Origin of the sequence: Paenibacillus sp. 7523-1 (assembly GCF_002276415.1) — a bacterium.
Taxonomy (GTDB): Bacteria; Bacillota; Bacilli; order Paenibacillales; family Paenibacillaceae; genus Paenibacillus; species Paenibacillus illinoisensis_A.
Map to the genome: position 1 here is coordinate 272739 of NZ_NPBR01000013.1, position 21848 is coordinate 294586.

Sequence of the window (21848 nt, forward strand, 5' to 3'; positions counted from 1 at the left end):
CATTACTCTGTCGTAAACACCAAAAGGCCGTTGTCGTGCACCCCCTAAGGAGTGAACAACAACAGCCACTTTTTGTCGATTTCATAGCAAGAAAACTTCACTGGAATCAACGCTGATTTAACACATAAGGTGAAATTTAAGCCTGCGCATGCGGAAGCAGCACATCTGCACCAGCCCAGCCATCGTTCTCAGCCAGGTGACCCGAACGACTTACTTTCGTTTGCAGGTATTTCTCATTGAACGCCGAACGATCGCCCCACAGCGGAACACGTCCGCCCACATTCAGTCCCGCTTCCTGCAGTGCAGCCAGCTTCCGCGGATTGTTGGTAATCAACGTAACAGGTGCGGAACGCAGTGCACGCAATACAGCAATGGCATCGTCATAGGTACGAGCATCGTCCGTAAAGCCAAGCTGCAGGTTCGCATCTACGGTATCCAGACCTTCCTCTTGCAGGATGTACGCCATCGCTTTGCTGAACAGACCAATCCCGCGACCTTCATGGTTCGCCAGGTAGAACAAGGCACCCGCTCCATGGGCTGCGATCATTTTCATGGATTGCTCCAGCTGGAAGCCACAATCACAGCGCTTGCTGCCAAAAATATCGCCTGTATGACAGATGCTGTGCATCCGGATCAGCGCTTCCTGGGCTTCGGCAAAATCGCCGTACACGAGCACACTCGACTGCTGACGTTCTGCCAGCTCGGCAGTAGCCAGCGATTCAATCAGCTCGCCGCTCTCCATGACCTTATCCGATTTCAGCCAGCTATACCACTGGAATGTATGCGTCTCGCCATCCAGATTGACCGGGAGCTTAATCGGTCCAACCAGATATATAAATTCTTTTCCACTCGGAAAAGTCTGGATTTTGGGGGCAAGTAGTTGAATAATATGTGAATTGATCATAATGTTTCGTTCCTCCTGTTAAGCCATTTAATATACAGATTGATTCGTATCCAGACCGAAAAAAGATCACTGGACGTTTATAGTACGTATCTATATTATTGTCATCATCATTAGTTACTTTATGTAAGCAAGTTTAAAATAAAAATTATATTGTGTCAAGTAACTTTTGTTTTTAAAGTAACTAATAAAATCAGGATACGAAACCGACACAAATTTGTGTTTCATTTTCGGAATATTGGGTATGAGTTTATAAACTGCTCATAGAATGATGTTGTAGTCCAAAGTACTTCATGCCTCGAACTTAACGATGAGGGGGTTGTGCACATGATCCGCCGGAAAAGAACCTGCTGGACAGCCATCATGATGGTCTGCGTCCTGCTTATAAGCGGATGCTCCATCTGGCCAGGACAAGACGATTCTGCGAACAACAAAAAGGTAACGCTTACACTTTGGTACTGGAACCGTTCCATTGATGATAAGCTGATTGCCAAGGCCAAGGAACAGTTCCCCAATATTGAACTGACTGCCCAGAAGATCGGCGGTGACTTCAAGGCGAAGCTCAAGACAACGCTGGCCGCCAAATCAGGCGAGCCCGATATTGTTGCCCTAAACGACTGGATCATGGAACTCTTCCCCAGTGAAGACCGTTTTTATAATCTGTATGATCTCGGCGCTGGGGACGTCGAAGACCAGTACCTTGAATGGAAATGGAGGCAGGGCGTCACGCCCAGCGGACAGATGATCGGTTTCCCGATGGATACGGGACCGACAGCTCTCTTTTACCGGGCAGACCTCTTCAAGGAGGCTGGACTGCCATCTGAACCCGAGGATGTAAGCCGACAGCTGAATAGCTGGGAAGCATACGCCGCAGCAGGCGAACAGATCAAAGAGAAACTTGGGGGCAAGGTATTTCTGACCGATAACATTGGAAGCGTTTACAACCAAGTGTTGTCCCAAGGAGCTGAGCGCTACTTCCGCCCGGATGGTTCGTTTATCGGCATGGATTCTCCTCTGGTACGCACAAGCTGGGATACGGCCATTGATTTCAAGCAAAAGGGATTGCTGGCGAATGCAGACGGCTGGACTCCAGGCTGGAATGCAGCGATGAATAATGGGGAAATTGCATCCTTCGTGGGTGCGGTCTGGATGAAGCAGGTGCTGCAGGAAGCTGCGCCAGATACATCGGGTAATTGGCGGGTGGCCCGTGCTCCTGGCGGAGATGGTAATAACGGCGGTTCTTTCCTGTCCATTCTGAAGTCCAGTGAGCATCCTCAGGAAGCCTTCGAGCTGGTGCGCTGGCTGCAGAGTCCGGAAAATCAGCTGGAGCAATATCAGACGTTGAACCTCTTCCCTTCTGCTCCGGGTGTGTTCGACTCTCCCGCAATGAAAGAAGAGGAGCCCTTCTTCGGCGGACAGGCGACAGGGCCTGTATTTGCCGAATCGGCACAGCATGTTCCAGACGCTTTTTTTGGTGAACGTTACCCATCGGTACACAACATTATTACGCGGCGCCTGAATGATGTCGCGAAGCAAAATGCAGATCCCCAGCAGGTCTGGACCGATACCGTACACCGCGTTGAGCGGGAACTCCAGCGTTGACCTGAAGAACGTGTGTGTTCGATATCCGCATAAGGAGGAATTCATATGGCTGTAACCGAACCCCATCTCACTCCCGAACCCGGAGCTGTGCGTCCGGACCTGGATCGGAAGAAATCTCTCCTGTCCCAAATTTGGGAACATCGTGCCCTATATGCAGCGATCTCGCCGTTTTATATTCTCTTTGCCGTGTTTGGCCTGTTTCCCATCGGCTTCTCATTGTACCTGGCCTTCCATAAGTGGGACGGCATTGGCGTAATGACCTATAACGGGCTGAACAATTTTAAATACATGCTAACGGATGCCGAGTTCTGGCAGGCAGTGGGCAATACGTTCATGATCTGGATATACTCGACCATTCCCATGCTGTTCTTCGCCCTGATTGTTGCCTTTTTGCTGCACGCGCCGTTCGTGAAGTTCCGTACACTGTTTCGGGTCGGTTACTTCCTGCCGAACGTCACATCCATCGTGGCCGTGGCAATCATCTTTGGTGCACTGTTTGCCAACAACTATGGCTTTCTCAACTATCTCCTGCAGTCGGTCGGGCTTCCGGTCGTGGAATGGCTTAATGCGCCTTGGGGTATTAAAGTGGCGATCTCCTCCATGGTCGTCTGGCGCTGGACAGGGTACAATGCGGTCATTTATCTGGCCGGACTTCAGAGTATACCCCAGACCTTGTATGAAGCAGCCAAAATTGACGGCGCATCCGGTATACAGTCCTTCTTCCGAATTACAATTCCGATGCTGCGCCCTGTGATTCTGTTCACGGTGATTACATCAACGATTGGCGGCATGCAGCTGTTCACCGAACCTCAGATTCTCGTGGGCAACGACGGCGGTGCAGGCGCAGCCGGGATGACCATTGTTCTGTACCTTTACCGTGAATCGTTCATCAACAATTACTTCGGATATGGTGCAGCGGTGGGTTGGGGCATGTTCCTCATTATCGCCCTGTTCTCCATCGTGAACTGGAAGCTTGTTCAAGGCAAGTCATCCTGATGTGACAAGGGGGGAGCGCTCATGACATCCAAATACCTCAAATCGCTCGTATTGTATACCGGTCTTATCGGGGGCATGCTCATTTCCATGTTCCCGTTCTATTGGCTGATTGTAATGTCCACACGGACAACGTCCGACATCTATGCATTTCCGCCCCAGCTCTGGTTCGGTGGGGAATTATGGAATAATATCAGCCGGGTGCTGGAGCAGATCGACTTCTGGGGTGCATTTGTCAATACACTGTTTGTATCCGGCATGGTGACCGTGCTCGTGCTGTTCTTCGACTCATTAGCGGGTTTTGCGTTTGCGAAGTTTGAATTTCCAGGCAAAAAGTGGCTCTTCGTCCTGCTGCTGGCCACCATGATGGTGCCTTCCCAGCTGTCGCTCGTGCCTTCCTTCGTGCTCATGGCCACGTTCGGTTGGGTCGGTTCCTTCAAGGCCCTGATTATCCCGGGCATGGTGAATGCCTTCGGCATCTTCTGGATTCGGCAGTATGCCACGGAGTCCATCCCGAATGACCTGCTCGATGCAGGCCGGATCGACGGCTGTAATTTCTTCCGTCTCTATTGGAATGTGGCGCTGCCCATCCTGCGACCTGCGTTTGCGTTTCTCGGCGCATTTACCTTTATCGGAGTATGGAACGACTACCTGTGGCCGCTCATTGTGCTGACAGATGAACGGAAATACACGCTGCAGATTGCTCTCTCACAACTAAACGGACTGTACAACACGGATTACGCGATGGTTATCGCCGGTACTCTGCTGGCTGTTATTCCGCTCATTATCATGTTCTTGTTCATCAGCCGCCAGTTCATTTCGGACATTGCCGCAGGAGCAGTGAAAGATTAAGACACGGCATTTTGATCCATCCCTCAAGTCTGATATTCTTATCTAAAGATAAATACCAGATGCTCCAGAGAAAGGGATGACAAAATGGCTTCTTCACCCTATATGATTGGCGTAGATATCGGCACCACATCCACCAAGGCCGTATTGTTCGAACAAAACGGTTCCATTGTGGCTCAGGGTGGTGCCGATTATCCGCTGTATACCCCTACTCCTGCGATTGCTGAGCAGGATGCGGACGATATTTTTCAAGCTGTTGTAGAATCCGTTAAACAGGCGACATCCAAGGCGGGTGTCAAACCGGATGAGATTCTGTTTGTATCGTTCAGCTCGGCGATGCACAGCATCCTGCCTGTTGACGGGCAGGGCAAACCGCTGATGCGTGCCATGACGTGGGCAGACAATCGCAGCGCGGAATGGACCGAAGCACTCAAAACTGAAATGAACGGTCATGAAATCTATCTGAGAACAGGAACACCCATTCATCCGATGTCACCGCTGACCAAGATCATGTGGCTGACCCAAGAACAACCGGAACTGTTCAAGCAAACTCACAAATTCATTTCCATGAAAGAATACGTGTTCCTCAAGCTGTTCAATGAATACGTGATTGACCACTCCATGGCGTCTGCCACCGGAATGATGAATCTGGAGAAGCTGAACTGGGATGAGGAAGCTCTGCATGTGGCAGGAATTACACCAGATCATTTATCCCAGCTTGTGCCGACCACGCATGTGCTCAAGCAAGGTCTGAACCCAGATTATGCCGAGAAAATGGGCATTGCAGACACGACGCCATTTGTCATCGGGGCAAGTGACGGCGTGCTCTCCAATCTTGGCGTAAATGCAATTGATCCTGGCGTGGTAGCAGTAACCATCGGCACCAGCGGAGCCATTCGTACGGTCGTGGACAAACCGGTTACCGATCCGAAAGGACGCTTTTTCTGTTACGCGCTCACCGAGGATGCGTGGGTGATCGGTGGGCCCGTGAATAATGGCGGGGTCATTTTCCGCTGGATTCGGGACGAGTTTGCAGCATCTGAGGTAGAAACAGCGAAGCGGCTGGGGATCGACCCTTATGAAGTGCTCACGCGTGTCGCGGAAAATGTAACACCGGGATCGGAAGGTCTGCTCTTCCATCCGTATATGACAGGTGAGCGTGCTCCGCTCTGGAATCCGAATGCCCGCGGCTCGTTCTTCGGTCTGACACTTCATCATAAGAAGGAGCACATGATCCGTGCGGCCCTGGAAGGTGTGTTGTTCAATCTGTATACGGTCATGCTGGCTATTGAGGAGAAGATCGGCCGTCCTACCAAAATTCAGGCAACGGGCGGCTTCGCCCGCTCCGAATTATGGCGGCAGATGATGGCCGATATTTTCGACCAGGATGTGATTATTCCCGAAAGCATTGAGAGCTCCTGCCTTGGCGCAGCCGTGCTTGGCTTATATGCACTAGGCCGAATTGATTCCCTGAGTGCGGTATCCGGCATGATCGGATCCACACATCGCCATCAGCCTGACCCGGATCATGTCCGCATCTACCGGGAATTGCTGCCGATCTTTATTCGGATCTCCCGCAAATTTGAGGAAGAGTATGCGGATATCGCTGCTTTTCAAAATAAAACGATGCATCAGAAATAGTTCCAGAAAAAACAGGTGTCCATTTAAGGGCACCTGTTTTTTTACCTACTTATGAATACATTACTCATTTATATTTACTGAATGCATCCTTGTCGTCCTGCACATTTTCCAGATACATAATCTGTCCCTCATCATTCACGCGGGCGATATCAATCCCTGTTTTGGCATATACCGTGCCATCAGCAGCTTGCCCACATACGGCCCAGTTTGTCTGATAGCTGCCATCCGGCTGAAGCACCCACCCGTCCCACATATGTTTGACGTCCATGTTGTACTCGTAGAATGCTTTCATAAAACCTTCAAATCCCCTTCTGCTGGTTCCGTTCAGCACAATCTCTGCATCCGGTGTGAACAGGGACAGTAAATCCTCCATCGCACGTGCATCCGTACGGGAAGCGTCAAATAAACGAAAATAGTTGTTTAACAAGGTAATCATGGTGTTCCTCCTGATGGTCATAAACCGATATGAATTACAGTTCGAATAATTTCGAACTATTGAATAGCAATGTATCACACGATCCAGTCTCCTTACAACCCTCAGTTCGAAAAAAATCAAACATTGAAAGAGACGTTTCAATATGCTACCGTCATAGATATGAAAACACCTACGATACCCATGGCTTCGGACATGGAGTTTACCACGGTCTGCAATGCACTTGGAGATCCGGTGCGCATGAAGATTGCAAACTGCCTGGCCAGCTCCGGCGAGAAAAACTGTTCCGCCTTCGAAGTAGACCATATTTCCAAATCAACATTGTCCCATCACATCAAAATCCTTCGTGAAGCAGGCCTGATCCAGCCACGTATTGAAGGCAAACAGCATTTTTACTCTTTGCGAAAGGATGATCTAAACAGTCGTTTCCCCGGTCTGGTAGAATTAATATTGAATACGGCAGGAGGTTAATTGCATTGTTGGATAAAAAAGCGGCAAAAATACTGCTGAGCACATTCTGGGGAGGTGGCGGCTGGAAGACAGAACGTGCACCATTCTCTGGAGATGATTTTGAATATGCCAAGAGCAAGCATATGATGTTCGATCCACAGACCACCACTCACAACGAGATTGTCCGGCGTCTGCATGAAATGCACCAGGACATCACCTTGAAGGACAGGGTCGTTTCGGCTTTTCTGCACAGCCTGTCTACCAAAAAAGTATATTTGCGCAGTGCGCTCTCAAGTTGGGCACTCACCTCACGTTTACCTCTGCATACCTATGCGGAACGGCCCGCGCTTCATGCCAACACCAGTGCATGTGGGGATTGCAATTACCTGCGGTTACAGTCGGACAAGCAGTATGTGAACGTGGATCTGAACGTCCTGAATTTTGAGCGGATCAAATGGGGCGGGGTCCGTCATGGATGGCTGCTCTACTGTTTAATGGATCTGGAGCTGCTGCTTCTTGATAACGATTCAAGCTACGAGGTAACCTCGGAAGACAAGGCCATCCTTGAACAGCTTCTCGCAGCCTGCCAGACTGGTGATCCCAAGGATAGTGCCCGCTCGCTTGAAAAGCTGTGGAAAGGTCTGCTCCCTTCGAGCAAACAGGAACGGGATGCCCTGATTGAGATCTGGGCTGCTGCCGGACTGCTGGTTCCTGGTGATACGCCGAGAAGAGGCAAGGGTGGTTCCGGCGATTTTATCTTTGCAGCTACTTGGCAAGGAGATGACGGCTATCATGTGGAAACAGCAAACCACTTCTTTGGATCTTATTTGCGATAAATATTCTGAACTTTGGCTTTCTGCCAACATGTGCGATCTTGCAGGTTACAATAATGACATCGACAGATTTCCGCTTTAGCTCGTATAATAGGGGAAAAATGGTAGGTGGGAGTGAATCAAGCAATTTTATGGTATACATAATGGCCTTTTTGCTGTCTTTTGTTGTCGTGCTTCTGCTCATTCCTCCGCTTAGCCGACTGGCCCACCGCCTTGATTTTGTGGACAAGCCACGGGAGGACGTAGAGCGCAAGCTGCACAGGCAGCCCATTCCACTGACGGCGAGTTACGCGATATTCACCGGATTCTTCCTGACATACATTGCTTTTACGAAGCAGTTATCCATGGAGACAGCCGCATTGGTTGCAGGCGGTATGCTCCTATTAACGATTGGCACCATTGATGACTGGTACAAAACAAAAGGCAAAGACTTTCCTGCCCTGCCCAAAATGATCATTCAGATCTCTGCAGCCGTGCTCGTATTTGCTTCCGGCATTGCATTCACCGGGTTTGTGAACCCGCTGACCTCGGAATACGTCATGCTTCCGTTCTGGCTGCAGTTCATTCTGACAATCCTGTGGATCTTCGGCGTAACCACGGTCATTAACTTCTCGGATGGCATGGATGGTCTTGCTGGCGGATTGTCAGCGATCTCGGCAGTCACGCTGTTTGTCGTTGCCCTGGCCAAAGGCCAGAGCGATTCGGCACTCATGTCCATCGTGCTTGTTGGTGTAACGCTTGGGTACCTGAAATACAACAAACCTCCGGCCAAGGTATTTATGGGTGATGCCGGAGCGACATTTCTTGGTTTTATTCTGGCTGTCATTGCCCTTGACGGGGCATTCAAGCAAGCCACCATGCTGTCCCTATTCATCCCGATTCTGGCTCTTGGTGTACCGATCTTCGACAATATCTTTGTTGTTATCAAACGTTTCATTCAAGGCAAAGCCATCTACCAGGCCGATGCAAGCCAGGCTCATTACCGCCTCCTGCGTGCAGGGCTGAACCATAAGCAGGTGGTTGGCGTTTTGTATCTCATTAGTACCTGCCTCTGTCTCTCTTCCATCATTCTCATGTTGGTCGAAATGTAGGGACGGACAATATTGCTTTATACAGGTAAAAAAAAGAAGAGCCCGTGAATCCACGGGCTCTTCTTTTTGCTGATATGACCCTTACATCAGCTCTGTAACTTGGAGTAAGTCTCTCTTTTCTTCCGATCAACGTGATCAAGCCCTCAATTCTCGAAACCAACCACACTTACCTGGAAGCTGCCGGCGGCAAGGGAACCCCTGGCTTCTGCCAGTCTGTCCATCCTGGTCGGTCAAGTTCCACGAGGCGACGATAGCGCTCTTCCCGAGCCAGCAGCTGTTCGTGAGAACCCTGCATGGCAATCTGTCCATTTTCCATAAAAATGACCTCGTCCATCTGTTCAGCACCAATGAGATGATGGGTAACCCAGATCATCGTTTTGCCCTGCATGCTGTCCAGAATGGTGCGCATCAGTGCGCGTTCCGTCACAGGATCAAGTCCCACTGTAGGTTCGTCGAAGATGACGACAGGTGTCTCCCGCAGCAGCACCCTGGCCAGGGCGATCCGCTGTCGTTCGCCACCCGAAAAACGCATACCCGTCTCCAGCATCGGGGTATTGTACCCCTGCGGCAGAGATTCGATAAGGCCGGATAAACCGACTTGTTCAGCCACGCGTCTGATCTCCTCATCCGTTGCGTGTGGACGGCCAATTCTCAGATTGTTCGCGACCGTCGTATCGAAAAGGTGCGGATTTTGATTTAGCACCGCAATGACATCAGGTACATTCTCCCCCAGCGTCTGCACAGGCTGATCATTGATCAGAACTTCCCCGGCTGAAGGGAGCAGAGCGCCTTGAATCAGTTTGAGCAGTGTGGATTTGCCTCCACCACTGCGCCCGAGAATCGCTAACCGTTTGCCTTGGGGCAGATTCAGAGATACACCCTGTACCGCATGGGAATCTTCAGAAGCATAGCGGTAACTTACATGATCGATTTGAATATCCGCCCTCAGCTTCGGAGGGATACGCAGACGAATGCGTTGATCTCGTGAACGATTCGTCATCTCCGCTGATTCAGAAGGGGCTTCAGCCAACTGCTTCGTTTCATCTATGCCTGACTTAACACCATGAGTATGTCCCTTACCCTCCAGATGCTGCAATCGATCCAGCGATTCACGATACTCGGGGATACGTTCCACCGCATCGGACACAGGCAGTAAGGCTTCCGTAAGTGGGAATAGAACCAATACAAATGCCGCGATCATAACGGCGGGCAGCTGTCCTGCCGCAGCCTCGCTTCCTGCCCACAATGTCACGGACACCACCATCAGTCCGATGATACATTGTGCAATCAGGTCACGCCAGCGCGTCCATCTTCGCAGGCTGCGCCGAACGGAATCTGCCCGTTCCTCCCCCTCCTCCTGAAGACGAACGAACTCCGCTGCCCGGCCACTTGCCAGCCAGTCTCCAAGGCCAAGTACACCGTCAGTAAGCCGCGTATATAGGTGGCTGTTCTCCTTTTTCAACCGCACTTTCTGTTTCCATGTAATCTTTAGCGTAATGGCTGGAAGCAACCCAATAAGGAATAACAAGTACAGACCCATCCACAATGCAAAACCCAGATCCACGGTTCCAAAAGAGATAACTGCCGCACCATACAGGATCAATGCTGTGATGGCTGGGAAAACCGTACGCAGATAAATATCCTGCAGCCGTTCGACATCCTCTGCAAGTGCACCAAGCACATCCCCCGTTTGCATTCGTGAACGCAGGAACAGGGCTTGGGGCTCCAAAATTCGGTACAGCTTCACCCGTTGATCGGCAAGCACACGCAGTACGGCATCATGACCAGCCAGACGCTCAATATATCGAAACACCGCACGGAAAATCCCGAACGCACGAACACCCACAATCGGTACATATACCATCAGAATGTTTTCAGGGCGGAGCGCAGACTTGGAGATCAGGAACCCTGAAGTAAAGAGCAGCAGCACGGCACAACATGCAGCACATGTCCCCAGTGCAACAACTCCGGCAAATCTCCAGCGGTACTGTACCACGTAAGGAGAAATCCAGCTGCTCTTCACACTCCCGTTTCGGGCCGTTTCTATCTGCTCATGTTCAGCTTCCATGTTATACCGCCTCCATCTGGGCCCGAATCATCTGGTAATATACGCCTTGTCTTGCAAGTAACTCTTCATGTGTTCCCGTCTCGGCAACCGTCCCGCTGTCCATCACGATGATGCGGTCCATATGCGGCATCCAGTGCAGGCGATGCGTAGCCAAAAATACGAGTTTGTTCTCAAAACACGGAAGCATCGTCTGTTTCAGCTCGTACTCGGTCTCTACATCCAGATGTGCGGTTGGCTCGTCCAGCAGCAGTACCGGCCGTGCACTTAGCAAGGCTCTCGCCAAAGCTACCCGTTGCTCCTGCCCACCGCTGAGCTGTCTACCGCCGGCTCCAATTCGCTCATGCAGTCCGTTTGGCAGAGAAGAGACCAGCTGGTTCAAGCCTGCTGCATTAGCAGCCACTGCAACCTCCGCATCCGATGCTTTCGGCATATAAAAGCGGACGTTATCAGCAAGGGTTCCACTGAATATATAGGGATGCTGCGGAATGGCAGCCGTTTGCGTTCTCCAGGATTCCATCATCTCCGGGGACACGGGCTGACCGTTCACCAACACTCGTCCTGATGTGGGCAGTTGAAAACCAGCCAGCACGTCAATCAATGTGGATTTCCCTGCACCACTTGCACCGATGATACCAACCTTGATCATACCGGAAATCTGAAAGGTGACATCCTCCAGCGAGGTGGCTCCGTCCTCTTCATGACGTACTTGGATATCGGTAAGTGCCAGCCGGCTGCCCTTGTTCCAGAGCAGCTTCGATGAATCTGAAGACACTTGTCCGGTAGTGCGATCATCACGCAATACAACACGTATGGTCGAGGCATGTTTACGGTCGGAAGAAGACTGCTGTACAGGTCTCACTCCATCCGTCCCTGCCTGCATCTGAAGAACAGTAGTGGCATATGCTTCCCGCTGTCTCTGTTCGGCTGCCTTCCCCCGCTCAATCATCTGAACAATTGCTTCTCCGGCTTCCTTGCCATCCAATGTGGCGTGATAATCTGCACCTACCATACGCACAGGCAGGAAATACTCCGGTGCCAGAATAAGTACCGTCAGCGCCGGTCCGAGCAGCATCTGTCCTTCCGTTAGCCGCAAGCCGAGACCAACTGCGACTGAGGCAACCGAGAGCATGGTGAAGAAGTCCAGCGCGAAGGAAGACAAAAAGGCCATGCGCAGCGTAGACATCGTTGCTTTTCGGTAGCGCTGGCTGACTCGAATAATCGTATCCGTATGCTTACCGCTCTGGCCCAGCGTTTTCAGCGTTTCGAGTCCGCGAAGCGTATCCACAAAGTGATTGGCCAGTGCCTTGTATGACTTGAATTGCCCATCAATCTTACGCTGTGCGGCAAGACCGACCAGAATCATGAACACAATTAATATGGGAAGGGTCACGGTCAAAATAATACCGGACATGATATCCAGCTTGAACACATACAAGAGAATAACGATGGGAGTAAACCCCATGCCCAACATACGGGGGATAAAAAGCTCCAGATACGTCTTATACTGGGCTGTTCCTTCGCGTGCCAACGTGACCAGATGCCCTGTTCCTTCCGTTTTGGCAAAACGCGGGCCAAGCCTGAACCACTGCTCTATCATTTGCCTGCGCAGGTCTGTTCCCGTTTTCTCTGCATATCGCATGGCCACCAGCTGCAGCCAGAAGGAAATGGCGTACCGGGCAGCAAAAGCAGCCAGAAACAGCAGCAGCACAGGGTACTGCTCTGCGATGGATGACCCTTCGAACAATGCCGTTATGGCCTCGGCAAGCCATTTTGCCTGCATAATGATTGTCATCGCCTGCAGCAGTACCAGCGCTGAAGCCAGCGCCAGTACAGGCCGGATCCCCGGCAGCTTCAGCAATCCCCGTCCCATGTCAGTACTCCAGGTGATGCTGCTCGTTCAGACGTTTGCGGAAAATGTAATAACTCCAGATCTGATATCCGAGGACAAAAGGCAGCAGTGTGCAGGCTACAATCGTCATCACTTTCAGTGAATACGCACCGGAAGCCGCATTATACACGGTCAGATCGAACGCTGAGCCCAAGGAACTGACCATGACTCTTGGAAACAGGCCAATGAATACAGAGGCAAACGCGATGGCAATAACGGCTCCAGTCATACCAAAAGCCCAGCCCTCACGCTTATGCCGCACGAAGTACGCAGCGAGACCCAATGAAACGGCACCAAGGACCACCATGATCCAGAGCGCCCAGCCGCGAACCGCGAACACATCTGTCATGAAGTAGGTCATCACTGCATACACCGCAAGAATGGCGGCCAGCGGTAGCATTAATTTATTTGCCATATTCAACGCCCGTTCCCTGAGATCGCCAACGGTCCGCAAGGAAGCGAACAGCAGACCATGAACGAGACATAACAAGGTTACACTTAGACCGCCAACAACAGTATACGGGTTGACGATGTCCAGGAATCCCGCACGCATCTGCATCTCTCCATCAATGGGCAAACCCTTCATGAGCGTTGCAAAGACAACTCCGAACAGAAATGGCAGGAGGCTGCTTGAGACGACAATGATGATATCCCATGTTTTGCGCCAGCGCTGCTGCTTCATCTTGCTCCGGAATTCAAAAGCGACTCCACGGCCGATCAATGCGAGTAATACAACGACAAGCGGCAGGTAAAAACCGCTGAACAAGGTGGCATACCAATGCGGAAAAGCAGCGAACATTGCGCCGCCTGCCGTGATTAGCCAGACCTCGTTTCCATCCCAGAACGGACCGATGGAGTTGATCAGGGTACGACGTTCACGATCTGATTTGGCAATCATGCCTGTGGACATTCCCACACCAAAATCGAAGCCTTCCAAAAAGAAAAAACCGACAAACAATACAGCAATCAACAGGAACCAAAGCTCACTTAGTGACAACGGAATACCCCCCATCCATGCCGAACGGATCGGCCGATTCATCGTGTTCCTCCGGCTTATCTACTGCGTGCGGACCTGCCTTGATCTCACGAACGAACAGATAGACCATGACAATGCCCAGAACCGTATAAGCCGCCGTAAACGCAATGGTAGAGAACAGAATCTGGCCTGCGCTCACGTTAGGCGATACACTGGCTTCGGTCGTCATATATCCGAATACCGTCCAAGGCTGCCGCCCCACCTCCGTCATAATCCAGCCCGACGTATTGGCGATGAAAGGCAGGGATATGGCAACAACCATCAGGCGCATAAACCATGTTCCAGCTACCTCCAGCTTCTTGCGCATCGCCAGAAATGTACCGTACAGGGCGAGTACAATCATTAAACCACCCGCAGCAATCATGATACGGAAGCTCCAGAACGTCGTCCGTACTGGCGGGATGTAGTTCCCTGGCCCATATGTCTGCTGATACTCGGCATTGAGTTCCTTCATGCCTTGAACACTGCCAGAGAATTTGCTGTAGGATAGATAACTGAGCAATCCAGGAATCTTGATCTCACCGGAGTTCTCCTGTTTGTCCGGATCTATTGATGCGATGACCGTCCACGGCGCAGGATCCTCCGTTGTTGTCCAAGTTCCTTCACTGGCTGCCATCTTCATCGGCTGCGTCTCCACCAGATATTGCGCTTGGAAGTGCCCGGAGAACGCCACACCGAATGAGGAAACAAGACCAATGATGATGGCAATATTGAACGATTTGCGAAAAATCTCCACATCCTGCTTTTTCATCAATTTGTACGCACTGATGCCGGTTACCACGAAGGCCCCTGTCATTAATGCGCCAAAGATCGTATGCGGGAATTCAACCAACAGCTGACCATTGGTAAGCAGGGCGAGGAAATCATTCATCTCGGCACGGCCGTTGTTGATTTCGAAACCGACCGGATGCTGCATGAATGAATTGGCTGCTAGAATCCACAATGCGGACAGGAATGTGCCGACAAATACGAGCCAGATACAGGCCAGATGTACTTTTTTGGACAACCGGTCCCACCCGAAAATCCAGAGCCCGATAAATGTAGACTCCATAAAAAACGCCAGTAAGGCTTCAACCGCCAGTGGCGCCCCGAACACATCCCCGACAAAGCGTGAATACTCGGACCAGTTCATGCCGAACTGGAACTCTTGCAGAATACCTGTCACGACCCCGACGGCAAAGTTAATCAGGAACAGCTTGCCCCAGAACTTGGCCATCGTTTTGTAGATCTCCTTGCCCTTGACTACGTACAACGTCTCCATAATGGCAACCAGCAGTACAAGACCGATGGACAGCGGTACAAAAAAGAAATGGAAGATCGTTGTGAGTGCATATTGGATACGCGATAGCATAATCGGATCCATACCGTTACCCCTTCTTTCTGTTTACATCGCAGTGATTTGCATTTGGCATGGAAGCTGCACCTTCGCTGTCTGTCTGTCCGCCAAATACGTGATGAACGTATTGTGCCAGATTGCCTATTTTGTACATGTGACAATTATCACAATCTACATCAGAATTGCGAAAAAAATGTGACGATGGTCACACATTGGATAAAATTCAGCCTAATATGCGGCTTATCTGCTTCGTCTATTCAGGGAAGTTGCTCATGTTTGGCACAACATGCCCATATGCTAGAGTCAGACATATCATGCGAAGTGCCTTAAGGGCTGTACATATGATGTGGAGAGATGGAACACCTCCGGAAGCGGGGGCGGAACGTTAGAATGCAGTCAAAGTGAGGTGATGACCTATGGATAAGCCTGAATCGATACCGGAGATCAACGGGAAAACAGCGTCAAATGAGGATGGCAGCAAATGTCCTCCCAATCGGTACATTCTTTTTCCCCGCAAAGGGGGATGGTCCACTTTTCCTTATCCGGACATTGCTGCCCTGCTCTCGGCCGAGGGAGAGGTCTTATATGTAAGCAGTCAGGAACGTTCTGAAGAGATGCCCCCGGCCATTTCAGTAATCACCCTGCCAGAAGCAGAGATTCTGCTGCAGCAGAACCGCACCGCTGCCGTCATTGCACACCCTTACTGGCTTACAGCAGTTCAATCGATGCATCCGAAGATCAGCATTGTGCTGCTTCCCGAGCCGTCAGGCGATGAAGCAAGCTCTCCGCTGTGGGAGGGTTGCATATCCAGACTGGTTGGTACTGCCGATCTGATCGGCACGTCTTCGGAAACACGGTACATGAAGCTGGCCTTTCAGGGCGTCCGCGCGGTCTGGCTGGGCGGTGAAGACAAGTCTCCGGCTGGCTCCATACACAAGGATGATCTCGAAATTCCGCTAAGAGATTATGAGCTGCTTTTTCTTCATGCCCTCAGACAAACCGTTACCGAAGCACCGGACACCATCACTCCGCTCCAGTGCAGCATGCGTGCAGACTATTACCGCCAGCTCCGTTCCAAAACGGGGCCGCATGAGACGATCTCCTTTTTGCTGGCAGCCTACGAATATTTGCTGGACGACTCCCGTGCAGCAGCGTCCCTGAAGGAGGCCTTTACACATGCGATCATGAACGGACGAAGTGATTGTGTGCAATCACACTATCGGTTTCTATCAGCCATTCATGCCAAAGCAGGAGAAGTTGAATCTGCGCTGCAAGTCTACGGAATCAGTGCAGGCAGCGAACAGGAACGGCATCACTATGAACAGCTGTGCCGCTGGCTGGAGGCGGGAGAGGATCAGCTTGTGCAGGCAGAGCTGCTGCGGTTAAACGATGATTACGGAGCTGCGCTGGGGATATTGGATGCACTTGGAGGAGAAACCGCCCGGCATTGGAAGTTCCGGATATATCAGGAGACCGAATGTGTGGAGGATGCTCTGGCTCTGGTCCATGCGGCAGATATTCAGGATCGTTCCAGCCGCAGGGATTATCAGGAGTTATCGGGGACTGCCATGGCCTTGCGGGGAGATCGTCACGGGGCAGTGCGACAGTTTCTCGAAGCTGCAATGGAGAATGAAGAGGCTCTCGCACGGATTGTGGAGATGGAACTGCTGGATCACGCTGTACAGCAGCTGCTTGGGGAGGTGCCGTGATGCTGGACCCGAAGAAGCGCACGCAGCATAATCGGGGGCTGGGCATGCAGTCTGACATTCGGACTGAAGTTCCCCCCTCCTCTTCCGAAACATTGGCAGACCATCAGATGGACTCGAAGAGCAATGAGGTGGAAAGCGAGCATTCACGCCCCACATCTTCTTCCATCCGCCGTATCCGCAAAAGTCAGGGAAACAAACTGACTGCCATGCTGCAGGTCCGTAACGAACGCGGACGATACCTCGAGGAAGTCCTCCGTGATCTGAGTGAATTCGTGGATGAGATCGTTATCGTGGATGATGCGAGTACCGATGGAACACCAGACATATGCAGGTCCTATCCAAAAGTGATTCGGCTCGAGATCCTGGAGAAGCCTCTATTTGCAGAGGAATGGCGGCTCCGCAATGCGTTATGGCAAGCGGCTGTAAGTACTTCACCGGACTGGCTGCTGTCCGTCGATGCGGATGAACTGTACAGTACGGAGGCCAAGGAAGCGATACGCGATCTGATCAACCAGGACCATGCAGACTGGGTGGCATTCCGATTCTACGATATGTGGGGCGGACGGACCCACTACCGGGATGACGAACTTTGGGGTCTGCACAGACGGCATACGGCATCACTTGTCCGCTATCTGCCGGAGTATCCCTACTTTTACCCACAGCAGAACCATCATGTTCCCCGTCTCCCCTTGTCCAGTTCGGTATTGCCTGGCATTCGCACGGAATTAAAAGTACAGCATCTGGGGTGGGCAGGCAGCCTCGAAGACCGGGTTCGCAAGTATCTGCGTTACAAACGCATTGATCCCAGCGGCGAGTGGGGCAGTCTGGAACATTACGAATCCATCCTGGACCCGGAACCTCGGCTGGTTCCCTGGAAGGAGGAGCATTGAGATGGGTGTGGTCAGCATTTTGACACACAGCTTCACGGATGGATACAACCGGGAGTTTGGACGGGTATTCGGAGGGGGGCTTGAACGTTATATTCTGGATCTGTGCAGTGTGATCCGCGAGCTGGGGCATAATCCCGAAGTGCATCAGTTGTCTTATTATGAAGCCTTTCAGACCCGTACGGAGCAGATTGATGTATTCGGGTACGCCTACGATATGGATGATGTGCCTGAAGCCTTTGCCCGGATGGCAGCTGCAGCTCGCGGCCCTGTCATCTATGCCAGCTGTCTCTGGCAGCCCATCAGCTACAAGCCCGGCAGTCTGGGCATCTGCCACGGCATTAACTGGGATCGCCCCGGATTGCCGCTGGAGACCAAGCAGCGGGTGGCTGAGCACATCCAATTGGCACTGGATGGACTGGTCCGCATCGTATCGGTAGACTCCCATTTTCAGACCTTTTGCCGGGCAGCATGCACGTTTGATGATCCCCAACAGGTTGTCCTTATTCCCAATGCTGTGGATACCTCCTACTTCACTCCCGCTCCCCCCAGACCGAGGTTCGGACAGGAACAGGAAGCGGAATGGCTGTCAGCATGGAAGGAGGATCTCGCCAGCCAGGAAGAAGCCGGGGTCGTCATCTCCGGATTGAGTGCAAAAGAAGCTGTTCTGCTTGATAACGCTGACAATTCCGATCAGACTAACGTGATCTCTGATTCTGCTGACAGCATCGACAGTACTGCTCTGCCATCACAGATTGCCCGTCCTCTGCGAATTCTGTATCCGCGCCGGATCAGTATGGAACGGGGCATCATCCCCATGATGCTTGCGGCAGATCGGCTGCTGGGCGCCTATCCGGATCTGGAGATTGAATTTGCCGGAGAACTGGTTGAAGGCAGCACGGTGGGCAGGGTGTTTCGGTATTGGCACCGCACTCATCCGCACCAGGATCGCATCTTGCAGCGTACGTACGACTTCAGGGATATCCGCGAGGCCTACCATCAGGCTGATATTGCCGTGATTCCCACGGTGTTCTCGGAGGGAACCTCCTATGCCTGCCTGGAAGCCATGAGCTGCGGCATTCCGGTCGTTGCCTCCAACGTGGGCGGGTTAAACGATCTCATACAGGACGGTTTCAATGGGCTGCTTGTGCCCCCTGGCGATGAAGCACTAACCGCCGCTCTGGTTCGCTTGCTGGAGGACAGAGCTGAGCGGGAGCGCCTCGGCATATACGCTAGGGAAACAGCTGTCGCCTACGATCTATCCGGATGGCGGCGCAAGTGGCGTTCGGTATTGGAAACGTTCTTGGCAGATGCAGGATTGAGAGAGGGGATACGGGGATGATGGACACACCTAATCAGAATGAGGCATTAGTATCCAGATATGTTCGGCAAAGCGATTCCAAAACAGATACGCTGGTATTCCCACTGCATCCGGCATGGTGGAGCAGACCTTACGAATATGAATGGGCCCGCCAGTTCGCCCAACAAAACGACGTGGTACTGGATGCAGCCTGCGGCATTTCCCATCCGTTCAAGTTTTGGCTGGCCGAACACTGCCGGGAAGCTCACGCCTGTGATTGGGATGAACGCATCTTGTCGGAGGAAGCAATCCGGCAGGATATTGCCTCCGATTTCGGCGAAGAAGCTGCGCGCCATTTACCGGAGCACTACTTGACCAGGCTGCATCGCGCTCAGGCAAACCTGGCGCAGCTGCCTTATGCCTCCGGCATGTTTGACCGAATATTCTGCATTTCGGTTCTGGAGCATCTGGATACAGGCACGATGCTGCGTGCCTTTCGCGAATTCGCCCGGGTTATGAAGCCGGATGGACAATTAATTGCAACCTTTGATGTGCCGGAGATGCGGCCCGATTTACTCGAGACCATCATGGCCGTTACCGGTCTCACCATTGATGGAAAGCTCGTGGTGGAAGAGCCTGATGATGCCATCTGGTCCGACATGTATGGGACGCCAATTCGCTGCTTCCGGGCGATCATTCGGAAAGGGTAGCCATTCGTTAGCAAGGATGAAGCTGTCAAATGCCAGCAATGGGGTTAGCTGTTATGTGGGTGAAAGCCGGGTATGTCAGAGATGGACGAATAGCATCTTACAGCGGGATGCAAAGCCTTCGGTTGCTGATGCGCCGGGAGATGTCAGGCGCAGCAGCATGTGCAGCCCCGGCGAAGATACATTCGCCGGGCGGCCAGAGGCGGCAGGCTGAAGCGCGATATGCCGGGCCCTCCTGGCCCATTCCTGCGCGGCGGACTGCCGCCCGGCGAGCAGCGCGAGCGTGCCTGCCAGCAGTGCCTCTGTGGCACCAGCTGTGGCGGGCATTTCGTCCATGAAGGGCTGCTGCATGGCCGGCGGCAAGCCGAATAGCTCCAGCAGCCCTTCACGGACGCTTGCGGGCGCGCGCAGCAGACCGCAGCGTGCCGCAGGCGGAAGCGCCGCGAGCAGCGCCGGGGCGGCACCTTGCGGCAGGGCCTGCAGCAGGCGCAGCCATGCAGCCCAGGCGCCCACGCGCGCGAGCGCCTGCGCAGCGGCGTGCACGGCCTGCAGCGGCGCAGCTGCTTCGGCGCGTGACGCAGGGGCTGCGCTGCGCGGAGCAGCATTGCACGGCACAGCCGCTGCATTGCCTGGCGCGGAGCCGCGCAGCAGCGCCTCGGCAGCAAGTGCCGCTGCAGGGAGCGCGCATGCTGTGCGGCCCTGCAGCGGCTGGTGGGCGCCTGCGCATGCAAATGCGCGCCCATCGCTGCGCTTGTGGCCGAGCGCCCACAGCGCCAGCGACGCCTCGGGCCCGAGCTGCGCATGCGCTGCCCAAGGCTGCAGCGATGCCCGCGCTGCCGCATCTTCGCCCAGCTGGGCCAGCACCAGCCCGGCGGCGAGCGGCTGCTGCCGCAGCACAGCCGCCAGCGGTGCGGCATGGCGCAGCAGCCATTCCGGCCGGTGCGCATCCACCGCGGCCGGAACAAGCGCCTGCCGTGCAGCAGGCGGCAGCAGTGCACGCGATGCGGCATCCGCAATGGCGTTTGGCCGCCCGGTGGCTGCGGCCAGCAGCAGCAGTCGCTGCCACGCAGCCATGTTTCCGGGCTGCGCTGCCAGTGCAGCAATATAGGCTGCCTCAGCCTCTTCCCAGCGGCCCAAACGCTCATGCGCGATGCCTTCCAGCGTTAGGCTTCGGTACGTTCCGGCACCTGAAACGGAAGTGTACTGTCCGGTTTTTTTCGCTGCGGATCGAGCCTTCTTCAACCAGGCCAGCGCTGCTTCTTCTCTGCCGAGGTCCAATTCCAGCACCGCGCCAAGTTCCAGCACATCCGCGAAGTCAGCATATACGGTAGCCCATGCCTGTACCACAGCCAGCGCCCGTTCCGGCCGCCCTCTTTCCCTTAAGGCATATGCTGTTTTGAGTACCAGATCCGAATGATAACCGCAGGATGGCCCAAGCCGGGCAATTAGCGGTTCAAGCAGCCGCAGTGCCTCATTGTACTTCTCTTGCTGAAACCACTCCGCAGCCAGCGCATACAGCAGCTCCGGCTGCTCATCGGCCCCATCATTCAGAGCGGAACGAATCAGACGCATATTCCGCTCTGTTTTATTTTTGCGTACAATCACCTCTTCCAGATAGCCATAATGCAGGACTTCCAGCTCCGAATACCTCATACCTTCAGGAGCAAAAGCCATGATGGATGATGCGACCTCTTCGTGGATTCTACCCTTGAATGTAATCCGGCGATCGTTCCTGAATAAGCGGCACACCGCATCCGTCACCCGTTCTTCACCAGACCGCCCCAAGAGACTCGTCACCTTGATCCAGTATCCCCAGACATGATCAGGGCTCACGGGTAGTAAGTGCGTAAGCTCTGTCTTCATTTGCTCCGTCTGCCCCCATACTTCATCTGCATCCAATACCAGAATCCAGGGCTGGGTTGCAGCGGTAAGAGACTGATTGCGAGCAGCAGCAAAATCCCCGTTCCATTCTGCACGAATGATCTTGGCACCATAGAGGGCGGCAATTCGAAGCGTATCATCTACTGAACCGGTATCGACAATGATTATCTCATCCACGATTCCCCTGACAGATTCCAAGCAGCTCCTAAGACCATCCTCCTCGTCCTTCACAATCATGCACAG

The 21848-nt window shown here is 52.9% G+C and carries 18 protein-coding genes; 11 read left to right on the plus strand and 7 right to left on the minus strand.

Going from position 1 to position 21848, the window contains the following annotated elements:
* Window positions 1-136 precede the first annotated feature (136 nt).
* Window positions 137-904, minus strand: coding sequence for a GTP cyclohydrolase II (locus CHH60_RS16305; RefSeq protein ID WP_095360122.1), 768 nt, complete (start codon window positions 902-904; stop codon window positions 137-139).
* Between the two features lie 324 nt (window positions 905-1228).
* On the opposite strand from CHH60_RS16305, the gene CHH60_RS16310 reads away from it, so the two are divergent.
* From CHH60_RS16310 to gntK, 4 genes are all read left to right on the plus strand, one after another.
* Window positions 1229-2503 (plus strand): ABC transporter substrate-binding protein, encoded by a 1275-nt coding sequence (locus tag CHH60_RS16310; protein WP_095360123.1) that lies wholly within the window; start codon window positions 1229-1231, stop codon window positions 2501-2503.
* 45 nt (window positions 2504-2548) lie between these two features.
* Entirely contained in the window at window positions 2549-3499 is a 951-nt protein-coding gene (locus CHH60_RS16315; RefSeq protein ID WP_227779678.1) for a carbohydrate ABC transporter permease, read from the plus strand.
* 21 nt (window positions 3500-3520) lie between these two features.
* Window positions 3521-4348 carry a carbohydrate ABC transporter permease gene (locus tag CHH60_RS16320; protein WP_095360124.1) on the plus strand — a complete coding sequence of 276 codons (828 nt, stop codon included), beginning with the start codon at window positions 3521-3523 and terminating at the stop codon, window positions 4346-4348.
* A gap of 84 nt (window positions 4349-4432) precedes the next feature.
* A complete protein-coding gene (gene gntK, locus CHH60_RS16325; protein ID WP_095360125.1) occupies window positions 4433-5986 on the plus strand; it encodes a gluconokinase in 1554 nt (517 codons plus the stop codon).
* Window positions 5987-6050: 64 nt separating this feature from the next.
* On the opposite strand, the gene CHH60_RS16330 is transcribed toward gntK, so the two are convergent.
* The gene (locus tag CHH60_RS16330; RefSeq protein WP_095360126.1) at window positions 6051-6422 is read right to left on the minus strand and encodes a nuclear transport factor 2 family protein; all 372 of its coding nucleotides are present in this window, start codon (window positions 6420-6422) and stop codon (window positions 6051-6053) included.
* Window positions 6423-6581: 159 nt separating this feature from the next.
* Here CHH60_RS16330 and CHH60_RS16335 point away from each other — a divergent pair, with 159 nt between their 5' ends.
* The 3 genes from CHH60_RS16335 (at window position 6582) to CHH60_RS16345 (ending at window position 8793) form a co-directional block, all read left to right on the plus strand.
* Entirely contained in the window at window positions 6582-6890 is a 309-nt protein-coding gene (locus tag CHH60_RS16335) for an ArsR/SmtB family transcription factor (RefSeq protein ID WP_255247954.1), read from the plus strand.
* A gap of 8 nt (window positions 6891-6898) precedes the next feature.
* The gene (locus CHH60_RS16340) at window positions 6899-7705 is read left to right on the plus strand and encodes a hypothetical protein (protein ID WP_176476100.1); all 807 of its coding nucleotides are present in this window, start codon (window positions 6899-6901) and stop codon (window positions 7703-7705) included.
* 128 nt (window positions 7706-7833) lie between these two features.
* On the plus strand, window positions 7834-8793 hold the full coding sequence (locus CHH60_RS16345) for an MraY family glycosyltransferase (protein ID WP_095360332.1): 960 nt from the start codon (window positions 7834-7836) through the stop codon (window positions 8791-8793).
* 166 nt (window positions 8794-8959) lie between these two features.
* Here CHH60_RS16345 and cydC read toward each other — a convergent pair whose 3' ends face one another.
* The 4 genes from cydC to CHH60_RS16365 are packed head-to-tail and all read right to left on the minus strand — an operon-like array spanning window position 8960 to window position 15148.
* Window positions 8960-10861 (minus strand): thiol reductant ABC exporter subunit CydC, encoded by a 1902-nt coding sequence (gene cydC, locus CHH60_RS16350; protein WP_095360128.1) that lies wholly within the window; start codon window positions 10859-10861, stop codon window positions 8960-8962.
* 1 nt (window position 10862) lies between these two features.
* Window positions 10863-12731: a thiol reductant ABC exporter subunit CydD gene (cydD, locus tag CHH60_RS16355; protein ID WP_095360129.1), complete on the minus strand. Its 1869-nt coding sequence runs from the start codon at window positions 12729-12731 to the stop codon at window positions 10863-10865.
* A 1-nt stretch (window position 12732) separates the two neighbouring features.
* Entirely contained in the window at window positions 12733-13788 is a 1056-nt protein-coding gene (cydB, locus tag CHH60_RS16360; protein ID WP_255247955.1) for a cytochrome d ubiquinol oxidase subunit II, read from the minus strand.
* Window positions 13733-15148, minus strand: coding sequence for a cytochrome ubiquinol oxidase subunit I (locus CHH60_RS16365; RefSeq protein WP_095360130.1), 1416 nt, complete (start codon window positions 15146-15148; stop codon window positions 13733-13735). Before CHH60_RS16365 ends, cydB begins: the two co-directional genes overlap by 56 nt.
* A 389-nt stretch (window positions 15149-15537) precedes the next feature.
* Here CHH60_RS16365 and CHH60_RS16370 point away from each other — a divergent pair, with 389 nt between their 5' ends.
* The 4 genes from CHH60_RS16370 to CHH60_RS16385 are packed head-to-tail and all read left to right on the plus strand — an operon-like array spanning window position 15538 to window position 19727.
* Entirely contained in the window at window positions 15538-16830 is a 1293-nt protein-coding gene (locus CHH60_RS16370) for a hypothetical protein (RefSeq protein WP_095360131.1), read from the plus strand.
* Window positions 16830-17720: a glycosyltransferase gene (locus tag CHH60_RS16375; protein ID WP_095360132.1), complete on the plus strand. Its 891-nt coding sequence runs from the start codon at window positions 16830-16832 to the stop codon at window positions 17718-17720. Before CHH60_RS16370 ends, CHH60_RS16375 begins: the two co-directional genes overlap by 1 nt.
* 1 nt (window position 17721) lies before the next feature.
* Window positions 17722-19059 (plus strand): glycosyltransferase family 4 protein, encoded by a 1338-nt coding sequence (locus CHH60_RS16380; protein ID WP_095360133.1) that lies wholly within the window; start codon window positions 17722-17724, stop codon window positions 19057-19059.
* Window positions 19056-19727, plus strand: a complete 672-nt coding sequence (locus CHH60_RS16385) for a class I SAM-dependent methyltransferase (RefSeq protein ID WP_095360134.1) — start codon at window positions 19056-19058, stop codon at window positions 19725-19727. The genes CHH60_RS16380 and CHH60_RS16385 overlap by 4 nt, the downstream gene beginning before the upstream one ends.
* Window positions 19728-19802: 75 nt before the next feature.
* Here CHH60_RS16385 and CHH60_RS16390 read toward each other — a convergent pair whose 3' ends face one another.
* Complete coding sequence (locus CHH60_RS16390) at window positions 19803-21842, minus strand: glycosyltransferase (RefSeq protein WP_217989992.1); 2040 nt, start codon at window positions 21840-21842, stop codon at window positions 19803-19805.
* Window positions 21843-21848 lie beyond the last annotated feature (6 nt).

Coding starts and splice junctions, on each gene's coding strand:
- CHH60_RS16305 (WP_095360122.1), bottom strand. CDS start 904: ATGATCAATTCACATATTATTCAACTACTTGCCCCCAAAATCCAGACT.
- CHH60_RS16310 (WP_095360123.1), top strand. CDS start 1,229: ATGATCCGCCGGAAAAGAACCTGCTGGACAGCCATCATGATGGTCTGC.
- CHH60_RS16315 (WP_227779678.1), top strand. CDS start 2,549: ATGGCTGTAACCGAACCCCATCTCACTCCCGAACCCGGAGCTGTGCGT.
- CHH60_RS16320 (WP_095360124.1), top strand. CDS start 3,521: ATGACATCCAAATACCTCAAATCGCTCGTATTGTATACCGGTCTTATC.
- gntK (WP_095360125.1), top strand. CDS start 4,433: ATGGCTTCTTCACCCTATATGATTGGCGTAGATATCGGCACCACATCC.
- CHH60_RS16330 (WP_095360126.1), bottom strand. CDS start 6,422: ATGATTACCTTGTTAAACAACTATTTTCGTTTATTTGACGCTTCCCGT.
- CHH60_RS16335 (WP_255247954.1), top strand. CDS start 6,582: ATGAAAACACCTACGATACCCATGGCTTCGGACATGGAGTTTACCACG.
- CHH60_RS16345 (WP_095360332.1), top strand. CDS start 7,834: ATGGTATACATAATGGCCTTTTTGCTGTCTTTTGTTGTCGTGCTTCTG.
- cydC (WP_095360128.1), bottom strand. CDS start 10,861: ATGGAAGCTGAACATGAGCAGATAGAAACGGCCCGAAACGGGAGTGTG.
- cydD (WP_095360129.1), bottom strand. CDS start 12,731: ATGGGACGGGGATTGCTGAAGCTGCCGGGGATCCGGCCTGTACTGGCG.
- cydB (WP_255247955.1), bottom strand. CDS start 13,788: ATGAATCGGCCGATCCGTTCGGCATGGATGGGGGGTATTCCGTTGTCA.
- CHH60_RS16365 (WP_095360130.1), bottom strand. CDS start 15,148: ATGGATCCGATTATGCTATCGCGTATCCAATATGCACTCACAACGATC.
- CHH60_RS16370 (WP_095360131.1), top strand. CDS start 15,538: ATGGATAAGCCTGAATCGATACCGGAGATCAACGGGAAAACAGCGTCA.
- CHH60_RS16375 (WP_095360132.1), top strand. CDS start 16,830: ATGCTGGACCCGAAGAAGCGCACGCAGCATAATCGGGGGCTGGGCATG.
- CHH60_RS16380 (WP_095360133.1), top strand. CDS start 17,722: ATGGGTGTGGTCAGCATTTTGACACACAGCTTCACGGATGGATACAAC.
- CHH60_RS16385 (WP_095360134.1), top strand. CDS start 19,056: ATGATGGACACACCTAATCAGAATGAGGCATTAGTATCCAGATATGTT.
- CHH60_RS16390 (WP_217989992.1), bottom strand. CDS start 21,842: ATGATTGTGAAGGACGAGGAGGATGGTCTTAGGAGCTGCTTGGAATCT.